The following is a 9,277-nucleotide window of genomic DNA, read 5'->3' as shown; positions in this document are numbered from 1 at the left end:
ACCACGTCGTAGCCGCGGACGTCGGAGGCCGAGACGCCGGCGGAGGAGGCGAGCTCGGCGAGGATGTCGGCCTCGGTCGGGTCGCCGAGTCCCCACACCGGCTGGGTCTCGGTCTGCTTGTCGAGGGCGAGGCCGTTGTTCACACCGCGGTCGAGGTGGATCGCCAGCTGCGGCAGACGCAGCAGAGCTCCGGTGTCCGCCAGCACGACACGGCCGTCGGCCAGTGCCAGTCGCCCGGCGAGGCGCAGCTCGCGGTCGAGCCAGGAGTTCAGCAGCGGTCCGCCGTACACCTCGACGGCGGCCTGCAGCCAGCCCCGTGAGCCGGTCGTCGGCTGCGGCTTGAGCTTGAAGCCCGGGGAGTCGGTGTGCGCGCCGAAGATCTGCACGGGCGTCGTGGCCGCAGCATCCTCGGGGACGACCCAGGCGATCGCCGCCCCGTCGCGCACGACGACGAAGCGTCCACCGGTCGTCGGCCAGGCGTCCTCCTCGTGCAGCCGGTGGAAGCCCGCAGCCTCGAGCCGTCGGGCGACTTCCGCCGCCGCGTGGTAGCTCGACGGGGAGGTGGCGACGAAATCGGCGAGGTCCTCGGCGTGGGCGAGAGCGGCGGGGGTGACGGGCATGTCGTGACCTTCCTGGAGAGCGCGGTCCTTCGAGCGTAGTCGGGGTCTCCGTGCGTCCTCCACGACGGCGGCCCGCGCCCGCGCTGTTTCCCGGCCGTTCATCCCGGCGGGTTAGGGTGGTCCCGATAGCGCCTAGGGTTCCGGGGTTCGCGCCCGTCTGGTCCGAGCGGCGCCACGGCTCTCCTCCGCAGGAGAGCCGTCATCTGACAGGACAAAAGCCCGGAGGACCCTGTTCGTCGCGCCGTGCGCCGGACGGAAGGGTCTGTTTTGTCTCCTCTCGCCTTCGTCCTCGTCTTCGGTGCGGCCATCGCCCACGCGGCGTGGAACATCATCGCGCACGGCATCAGCAGAGCGGGCGCGCCGTTCCTGTGGTGGGGCGCCGTCGCCAGCACCGTGGTCTGGATCGGCGCGGTGCCGTTCACGGGAGGTCTCGGCACCGACGATCTGTGGTCGTTCGCCCTCGGTGTCGTCGTCTCGTCGGTGCTCCACGTCGGCTACATGGCGGTGCTCCAGCGCGGCTATCGCGAGGGCAACCTCTCCACGGTGTACGCGACGGCCCGCGGCACCGGACCCTTCCTCTCGGTGATCGTGGCCGTGCTGCTGCTGGGCGAGCGCCCGTCGGTGCTCGCGCTGATCGGGGTGGCGGCCGTGATCGCAGGCGTCGTCGCCATCGGACTCGTCGACCGGGGCAGAGGATCCGGCACCCGGCGGATGGATCCCGGCATCGTCTTCGGCGTGCTCACCGGCGTCGCGATCGCCGTCTACACGATCTGGGATGCGCACGCGGTGCGCACGTGGAACCTCTCGCCGGTCGCCTTCATGGTGGGCACGACGCTGTTGCAGGTGCCGTTCTACTCGATCGCGGTGCGTCGGCGCTGGGACGCGGTCGGGGCGCTCTGGCGCACGCAGTGGCGCCGCATCCTCGCGTTCGGCGCCCTGTCACCGCTGTCGTACATCCTGGTGCTGACCGCGATCCAGATCGCCCCGGTGGCGCTGGTGGCGCCCCTCCGCGAGGTCAGCGTGGTGCTGGTGAGTCTGTTCGGGGTGTTCGTGCTGCGGGAGTCGCGCGGGGGCTGGCGGATCGCGGCATCCCTCGTCGTGGTGACCGGGATCGTCCTCCTCGCCGTGTGAGCCGTTGAACGCGGGATCGACGGGTGGTGTCGAGCGTATTCCGGAATGCCAGGAAAGTAGCTCTGAGCGGGACTGTTCCGACCCTGCAATGTCGGTGGTGGGGTGTGGGATGGACGTATGAACCCCCTCGCGGAAGCTATGGATCGGGTCGTCGCCGACCTCGACGCCGTGCTGTCCGCCGCACAGCTCGCCGGACTCGACGATGCCGCGCGACTGGATGTGCTCCGCGGCGCTGGCGAGGCGCTTCGTCGCGTGGAGGCCATCGTTGTGGAGACGACCGCCTCAGCCGAGCCCCGCTTCGCCGAGGCGACCGGATGCCGATCGATGAACGAGCTCCTGCAGCGGGTGCTGCGGGTGGATGCACCCGGAGCGTCTCGGGTGGTGAAGGCGGCCGAGGCGGTTCGGCGCGAGATGGCGCTGACGACGGGGGAGCGGCTCCCGGCGCGCTTCCCCGCGATCCGCGAGGCGATGCTCGACGGCGTGATCGGGGTGGCCGGTGTGCTCGCGGCGTCCGGGCCGGTCCTGCAGGCCGGCGATCGGATCGGGTCGGAGGAACGGGTGGCGGCCGATGCTGCGCTGGCCGATCTGGCACGCGGACTCCCCGAGGCGGACGGGGGTACCGAAGGTGGAGGGCCGCCCGCCACCCCTGACGACCTCCGGCAGTACGCGATGCTGCTCGCGCAGCTGCTCGATCCGGATGGTGCCGAACCGACGGACGCGAAGGCGCGGAATCGGAGATTCCTCACCATCGGACGCCTGCGCAACGGGGTGCATCCGCTCCGGGGCAACCTCCTTCCCGACGTGGCCGCTCAGCTGCAGCTCATCATCGACGCTCAGAACAATCCGAAGACCGATGGCCCGCCAGAGCCGGGCGTGTCCTTCCGGTCGGAGAGCGAGCGATCGGGCGATGGAGCCGAGTCCGGTGCAGACGTCGCCGACGCCGATCCGTGGAACTCCGACCCGCGCAACGTGATCGAACAGCGCACCGCCGCGCAGAAGCGGCACGACGCCATGGCGGCAGCACTGGCGATCGCCGCGCGTCACGAAGACATGCCCCGACTGGCCGGAGCATCCCCGACGCTCGTGGTGCACGCCGACGCGGACGACCTCGTCTCGGGCTCCGGGTGGGCGACCGTGGCCGGCTCGCAGTCGCCGGTGCCGATCGGGGTCGCGACCCAGGCCGCGTGCACGGGCGCCATTCAGCGGGTGCTGTTCGACGACGGTCGGATCGTCGGCACGACCGTCACTGATCGGGTGTTCACGGTTCACCAGCGGCGCGCGATCATCGCTCGCGATGGAGAGTGTCTGATCCCCGGGTGCCATGTGCCGGCGTCATGGTGCGAGATCCACCACGTCGTCGAGCACGCCAGGGGAGGGCCGACCGATACGGACAACGGCGTGCCCCTGTGCTGGTGGCATCACCGTTCACTGAACCGATCGGGGTGGGAGATCCGGATGGCGGGAGGTACCCCGCAGGTCCGCGGCCCGGCATGGTGGGATCCCGAGCGTCGCTGGCGTGTTCCGCGGCAGCGCGAGACCGCAGCTGCGTGATAGCGCTGAAACGCGGTGGGTGATCAGCGGAAGCTGACGAGTCCGGCGTGTGCGGCCGTCACGAGGATCTGCACGCGGTCGCGCAGGTGCCACTTCGACATCATGCGCCCGAGGTGTGCCTTCACCGTCCCCTCGGAGACGATGAGTGCCTTCGCGATCTCTGCGTTCGACATCCCCTGCGCGAGGCAGTTCAGCACCTCGACCTCGCGCTCGGTGAGCGGTTCGAGCGCGGCGGCGTCGGCGGCGACGGGCGTCGAATCGCGGACGTGCTTGATCAGCATCGAAGCGATCCGCGGCGACAGCGAGCTGGCCCCGCTGTGCACCTCGCGCACACCGGTGACGATGTCCTCCGCGCTGGAGTCCTTGAGCAGGTAGCCGGAAGCGCCGGCGCTCAGCATGGGGAGCACCGTGTCGCTGCCGTCGAGCGTGGTGACAGCGAGCACGCGCACGTGCGGCCATCGCTCGGCGATGACACCCGTCGCCTCGATGCCGTCCATCTCGGGCATCTGCACGTCCATCATCACGACGTCGGGCTGTTCGCGCTCGACAGTGGAGATCGCCTCGAGACCGTCCTCTGCCTGCGCGATCACGCTGATCTCCGGGTCGCGTGAAACGAAGTGCGACAACGCCGAACGGACGAGGGGATCGTCATCGACGATCACGACACGGATTTCCTGCATAGGGGGAAGCCTAACGGCGCGGGCGCCTGATGGACGTCATGTAGACCTTTGGCCAAAAAGGTCTAGACCTGAGACAGATGTGCGCCGCTCCTGTCGCCGAGAAGATGAATACAGACATCGACGAACGACTACAAACTGGAGGTGAACGTTATGACTTTCTGGCAGCAGGTTGGCAAGTTCTTTGGTCTCCACAACTAGAATAGTTGGCAAATAGGAGATAGTGAAGCATGGCCTTCGACCACTCGAACCGGAAAACCGCGGACACTCTCCGCCTGGCCCGAGGCGAGAAGCTCAGCGCGATCGAGCGCATCGTCGTGCTGGCGATCCTCGCTATCACCGTTGCCGCAGATCTCATCGGCTTCTTCACCACTCCGGGTGTGAACCCGGCAGCTCTTCTGGTGAGCATCGCGACCACGTCAGTGTTCGCGCTCTACCTCTGGAAGCCGCTCCTCGCGACATGCGCTCTCGGCGTCGTGTTCGCGCTCTCCTTCATCCCCGGATCAGAGCTCCAGGTTCTGACCGCCGCCGCTGTCGCGGCCGGCCTGGTCATGAGGCTGGGGTGGACGTCACTGATCCTCTCCTACACCGGCGGATTCCTGGTCGCCGCGGCGATCGTCCCGTTCGCCGCCGAGCCGGGCGTCACCGTCAACGTCGGTCTCTATCTCGTCTTCGCCACCGTGGCGGGAGCCGTCGGGTTCGCTCTGCGGCTGGCGTTCGCCCGTGGCAGTCGCCTCGAACGCGAGCTCGAGGCGCGGGCTGAACAAGAACGACAGGCAGTGCTCGCCGAGCGACGTTGGATCGCCGGTGAGCTGCACGACAGCATCGCGCACCACCTCACGGTGGTGTCGCTGCACGTGCAGATGCTCGAAGACCCCGAGATGAGCACCGACTCTCGAGAGGCGATCCGCGTCGCCGCTCGCAAGGCCATGACCGATCTCCGTTTCGTGATCGAGCTCGCCGACGACGGTCCGCAGTCGTCGAGCGTGCAGACGGGCGACCTCGCCGATGCCGTCGACGAGGCGCAGAGCGAGTTCGAAGCGGCGGGCCACTCCGTGGCCCGCGTGGGCGATCCCAGCGACGAGCGTATCCCGCGTGCCGTCGAGATCGTCCTCGCGCGCATCGTGCGCGAGTCCGCCACCAACATCCTCAAATACGCAGGCCCCGGCGAGGTGCTGATCGACCTCGCCGTGGACGACGATGTCGCGCACCTCACGCTGCGCAGCCCCCTCCCCACGACCCCGCGCCGTGAACTCTCGTCGAGTCGAACAGGACTCGGCCGGATGGCGGAGCGCGTGATGGGAGCGAGTGGCGAGTTCAGCGCCGGCGAAGTCGACGGGTTCTGGGTCGTGTCGGCCCGACTTCCGGTCGTCTGATGCCCTAGAGTGTGTGAGCACCCTCTCCACGCTCCGCGAGAACCTAGACGAAGGTCTAGCGAGGTCTCGACGTTCGACACTGTGGAACGAGTTGCAGTCCGCCATATCCTGAGGGTTCCCCAGATAAAGCGTCCCCAGCGCTGCGATCGCGAGCGCGGTCTTTCTGGCTTCTGAAACACTTTGCGCGCTCGCGATCGCCTTCTGCGTTAACGGCTGTCTTCCGGGCCTTCCGCGCGACGCTCCGTACCGCGCGACTACCCGCCCACTGCGCGCATGTAGTGGCCATCGGTGGAGATCCCCGATGCGGCGACGGTGAACCGCACGACCTCGCTCAGGTACCGGTCCTCCGAGGCCTCGAAGATCCGCCCCTCCGCGTCACGCGAGGTGCGGGTGAGACGCAGGATGGGCGTCCCGCGCGGCACGCGCAGCAACTCCGCGTCCTGGTCGTCAGCGGCCACGGCGTCGATCACGTGCTGCAGAGTGACGATGGGGTGCCCGACCGACGAGAGGTACTCCGTGATCGACACCTCGTCCAGATCCACCTCGAACAGCCTCCGGCCCGCGACCTCGGTGTAGTTGAGCCGCTCCAGCATGGTGGGGCGCCCGTCGAGCAGGCGCAGCCTGACCACGCTCACGATCGTGTCCCCGGCGTCGACGCCGAGTGCCGCTCCGAGCTCTCCGGCGCGTCTCAGGCTCAGCTCCTGCGTCTCGGCCCCCGGCGTGACGCCCAGCTCGCGGGCCCAGCGGGTGAACGGCACCGACATGTCGACCGCCTGGCTCGCCTTCCTGGCGACGACCCGCGCCGGCCGACCGCGACTGGTCTCGATCAGGCCTTCGCCACGGAGCGCGGCCAGGGCGTTGCGGATCGGCCCCCGCGATGTGTGCCATCTCTCCGCGAGCTCCGCTTCGGTGGGTACGTCATCCCCGGGGCGCAGGGCACCCGCGGCGATCTGGGCGCGCAGGTCGTCGGCGATCTGGGTGTACACAGCTTCGGCCACATAGGTACATTACTTGGTCCGCCCGAACGGCGTTGCCTCGTTCCGGGAGTGTTCACTCAGGCGAATCCCCGGTAAACGCGGCCTGAACTCTTCCGAGTTAGGTACATATCTGCGCTCATCACCTGCCAGAGTCTTCCGTGGATCACCCCTCACACCCTGAAAGGTCCTCATGAAGCTTCGCGCTCTCCCCGCCCTCGCCGGCGTCGCGCTCCTCGCCCTCGGCCTCGCCGCCTGTTCCGGCTCGGCGGACGCCGCCGGCACTCCCGGCGCCGACGAGTCGTCTTCCGCCAGCGGATTCGCGGTCGACGAGAACACCCTGGTCTTCGGTGTCGTGCCCGACTCCGTCGACACCGAGACCAACTACCAGCCGCTCATGGACTACATCGCCGAGATCACCGGCAAGACGGTCGAATACCACGAGTCGACCGACTATGCCGCACTGATCGAAGCCGCCGTCGCCGGCAAGGTCGACGTCGCGTCGTTCTCCGGCTTCACGTACGTCACCGCCACGAACAACGGCGCCAAGCTCACCCCGATCTCCTCGATCGTCACGGAAGAGGGCCAGGAGCCCGGCTACTTCTCGCAGGCGATCGTCCCCGCGGGCAGCGACATCAAGAGCATCGATGACTTCAAGGGCAAGAAGGTCTGCTTCGTCGACCCGTCCTCCACCTCGGGCTACCTGTTCCCGTCCTACAACCTGCTGAAGGCCGGCATCGACCCCAAGACCGACATCACGCCGGTCTTCGCGGGCAAGCACGACGTCAGCGTCACCAAGGTCGGCGAGGGCGTGGAGTGCGAGGCGGGCTTTGCCGAGGACTCCGAGGTCGAGAAGTCGGACAAGGTGAAGGTCGTCGACGAGACCATGGTTCCCGGCGCGCCGCTGGTCTACTCGTCCACGCTGCCCGACGACGTCTCGAAGAAGCTCATCGACGGCCTCTCCGAGATCACGATCGACGACATCATCGCCGCCGGCATCGACGGTGCGGACACCGACGCGTTCCGCAGCGTCTTCTACGCCACGAAGCCGGTCGACGACGCGTACTACGACCTGATCCGCGACATCTGCAAGGAGACCGAAGCGGAGCAGTGCCAGGGCTGAGCCCGGCCTGACCTTTCGCTTCACCCGGCGCCCTCCGTCTCGTCCGCCTCACCCGGACGAGACGGAGGGCACCACCGCACGACTCACGACAACACAGGAGCTACGACATGACCGCCTCGGCATCCGACGCCCTCATCCGCCTCGACGGCGTGACGAAGACCTTCGGGACGACCACCGCGCTGAAGGATGCCTCGCTCGAGGTGTCCCGCGGAGAGATCGTCGTGCTCCTGGGCCTCTCCGGCTCGGGGAAGTCGACCCTGCTGCGCCACCTCGACGGCCTCGAGATCCCCACCGCGGGCTCTGTTGAGGTGCTGGGCGCCCAGGTCCCGTCGCTGAAGGGGAGGGCGCTGCGCGACCTCCGCAGCCGCGTGGGCTTCATCTTCCAGCAGTTCGAGCTGGTTCCCTCTCTCACCGTGCTCGAGAACGTGCTCACCGGCTCTCTGTCGGGTGTGCGCGGGCCGCGTCTCGGTCTCTGGGGCTACTCGCGGGCGGCAAAGCTCACCGCGCTCGAGCACCTCGACCGCGTCGGGCTCCTCGACCGCGCCTACCAGCGCAGCGACACCCTCTCGGGCGGACAGCAGCAGCGTGTGGCCATCGCTCGCGCTCTCATGCAGAAGCCCGCGATCCTGCTCGCCGACGAGCCGGTCGCCTCTCTCGACCCCGAGTCGAGCGAACAGGTCATGGCGCTGATCCGCGAGATCGCCGCCGACGAAGGACTCACGGTCGTCTGCAGCCTGCACCAGGTCGACCTCGCGATCTCGTGGGCCGACCGCATCGTCGGGCTGCGTCACGGCGAAGTGGTGCTCGACACCCCGACCGGTGACCTCACCAAGGCCGAGGTCATGGAGATCTACGGCCGTGTCGCCCCCACGACCGCCGAGATCCGCGCCGTGGCCGAGGAGCTCGTGGAGGCGGCTGCGCAGGTGGCCGCATCATGACGGCCCTCGACTCCGCGACGGATGCAGCCACCCGCGGCGGTGGGCCGGTGCCTCGGGACGGCGGGCAGACGGTCGCCGAGCGCGCTCCGAAGCGCCCGATCTCGCCCGAGCGGATCGCGGCATCGCTCACCCTGGTCGCGCTCGTGGTGCTCGGCATCCTCGCCGTCCGCGACGTCGACATCTCGATCCCGGCGATGGTGCAGAGCTGGGGCAACGCCGAGAACTTCATGGCCCGTGTCGGGGGACTCACGTTCCCGGCGCCCGGCGACCTCGCCTGGCTGATCGCCCTCACCGTTGGCCTGGTGCTCGTCGGCACCCTCCTCGCTGCCGTGCTGTCGGTGCCGATCGCCTATCTCGCCGCATCCAACACCACTCCAGGCAACGGTTGGCGCGCGGCCGCGCGCTTCATCGGCGTCCTCACCCGCGCCCTGCCCGACGTCGTCCTCGCGATGGCGTTCGTGCTGATGTTCTCTCTCGGCACGCTTCCCGGCATCCTCGCCATCGGCATCCACTCGATCGGCATGATCTCGAAGATGTTCGCCGATGCGATCGAGCAGATCGACGAAGGGCCGCGTCTCGCCGTCCGTGCCGCTGGCGGCTCGAAGATGCAGGAGTTCACGTCGGGCATCCTGCCGCAGGTACTGCCCAGCTGGGTGGCCACCGTGCTGCACCGCAACGACATCAACCTGCGCGGCAGTGTGGTGCTCGGCTACGTCGGCGTCGCCGGCCTCGGCCTCGAGATGTCCTACGCGTTCAAGTCGCTCAACTACGGCAAGGGCCTCGGCATCGCACTGGTGATCTTCATCCTGTGCGTCGCGATGGAGATCGTCTCGAGCATGGTCCGCGGAGCGATGCTCGGCGAGCAGAAGCACACCCGCTCGTGGATC

General features: G+C 68.4%; 8 protein-coding genes and 1 pseudogene. 6 read left to right on the top strand and 3 right to left on the bottom strand.

The annotated features are described in order from the left end of the window. Positions 1-620: pseudogene (locus DSP71_RS15065) on the bottom strand (M18 family aminopeptidase); the annotation flags it as partial. Positions 621-887: 267 nt separating this feature from the next. On the opposite strand from DSP71_RS15065, the gene DSP71_RS15060 reads away from it, so the two are divergent. Beyond that, the gene (locus tag DSP71_RS15060) at positions 888-1,751 is read left to right on the top strand and encodes an EamA family transporter (protein WP_113681489.1); all 864 of its coding nucleotides are present in this window, start codon (positions 888-890) and stop codon (positions 1,749-1,751) included. 117 nt (positions 1,752-1,868) lie between these two features. Continuing rightward, on the top strand, positions 1,869-3,302 hold the full coding sequence (locus DSP71_RS15055; protein ID WP_113681488.1) for an HNH endonuclease signature motif containing protein: 1,434 nt from the start codon (positions 1,869-1,871) through the stop codon (positions 3,300-3,302). Positions 3,303-3,325: 23 nt separating this feature from the next. On the opposite strand, the gene DSP71_RS15050 is transcribed toward DSP71_RS15055, so the two are convergent. Beyond that, positions 3,326-3,982, bottom strand: a complete 657-nt coding sequence (locus DSP71_RS15050) for a response regulator transcription factor (RefSeq protein WP_218867291.1) — start codon at positions 3,980-3,982, stop codon at positions 3,326-3,328. 227 nt (positions 3,983-4,209) lie between these two features. Between DSP71_RS15050 and DSP71_RS15045 the strand changes: the two genes are divergently transcribed. Beyond that, entirely contained in the window at positions 4,210-5,355 is a 1,146-nt protein-coding gene (locus DSP71_RS15045; protein ID WP_113681487.1) for a sensor histidine kinase, read from the top strand. A 254-nt stretch (positions 5,356-5,609) separates the two neighbouring features. Here DSP71_RS15045 and DSP71_RS15040 read toward each other — a convergent pair whose 3' ends face one another. Beyond that, the gene (locus tag DSP71_RS15040) at positions 5,610-6,353 is read right to left on the bottom strand and encodes a GntR family transcriptional regulator (RefSeq protein ID WP_046747733.1); all 744 of its coding nucleotides are present in this window, start codon (positions 6,351-6,353) and stop codon (positions 5,610-5,612) included. A 169-nt stretch (positions 6,354-6,522) separates the two neighbouring features. Between DSP71_RS15040 and DSP71_RS15035 the strand changes: the two genes are divergently transcribed. The 3 genes from DSP71_RS15035 to DSP71_RS24060 all read left to right on the top strand — a co-directional run. Continuing rightward, positions 6,523-7,452, top strand: coding sequence for a phosphate/phosphite/phosphonate ABC transporter substrate-binding protein (locus DSP71_RS15035; protein ID WP_046747734.1), 930 nt, complete (start codon positions 6,523-6,525; stop codon positions 7,450-7,452). A gap of 107 nt (positions 7,453-7,559) precedes the next feature. Beyond that, positions 7,560-8,390, top strand: coding sequence for a phosphonate ABC transporter ATP-binding protein (gene phnC / locus DSP71_RS15030; protein ID WP_113681486.1), 831 nt, complete (start codon positions 7,560-7,562; stop codon positions 8,388-8,390). Continuing rightward, on the top strand, positions 8,387-9,277 hold an 891-nt coding region (locus tag DSP71_RS24060; RefSeq protein WP_258546481.1), incomplete at its 3' end, for an ABC transporter permease. The genes phnC and DSP71_RS24060, both read left to right, overlap by 4 nt.

The organism is Microbacterium sp. H6, from assembly GCF_003314775.1.
Taxonomy (GTDB): Bacteria; Actinomycetota; Actinomycetes; order Actinomycetales; family Microbacteriaceae; genus Microbacterium; species Microbacterium oxydans.
This window is presented reverse-complemented; position numbering and strand designations above follow the sequence as displayed.

What these genes read in the sequence shown, in the direction of transcription:
- DSP71_RS15055 (WP_113681488.1), top strand. Translation starts at nt 1,869, where the DNA reads ATGAACCCCCTCGCGGAAGCTATGGATCGGGTCGTCGCCGACCTCGAC.
- DSP71_RS15045 (WP_113681487.1), top strand. Translation starts at nt 4,210, where the DNA reads ATGGCCTTCGACCACTCGAACCGGAAAACCGCGGACACTCTCCGCCTG.
- DSP71_RS15035 (WP_046747734.1), top strand. Translation starts at nt 6,523, where the DNA reads ATGAAGCTTCGCGCTCTCCCCGCCCTCGCCGGCGTCGCGCTCCTCGCC.
- phnC (WP_113681486.1), top strand. Translation starts at nt 7,560, where the DNA reads ATGACCGCCTCGGCATCCGACGCCCTCATCCGCCTCGACGGCGTGACG.
- DSP71_RS15050 (WP_218867291.1), bottom strand. Translation starts at nt 3,982, where the DNA reads ATGCAGGAAATCCGTGTCGTGATCGTCGATGACGATCCCCTCGTCCGT.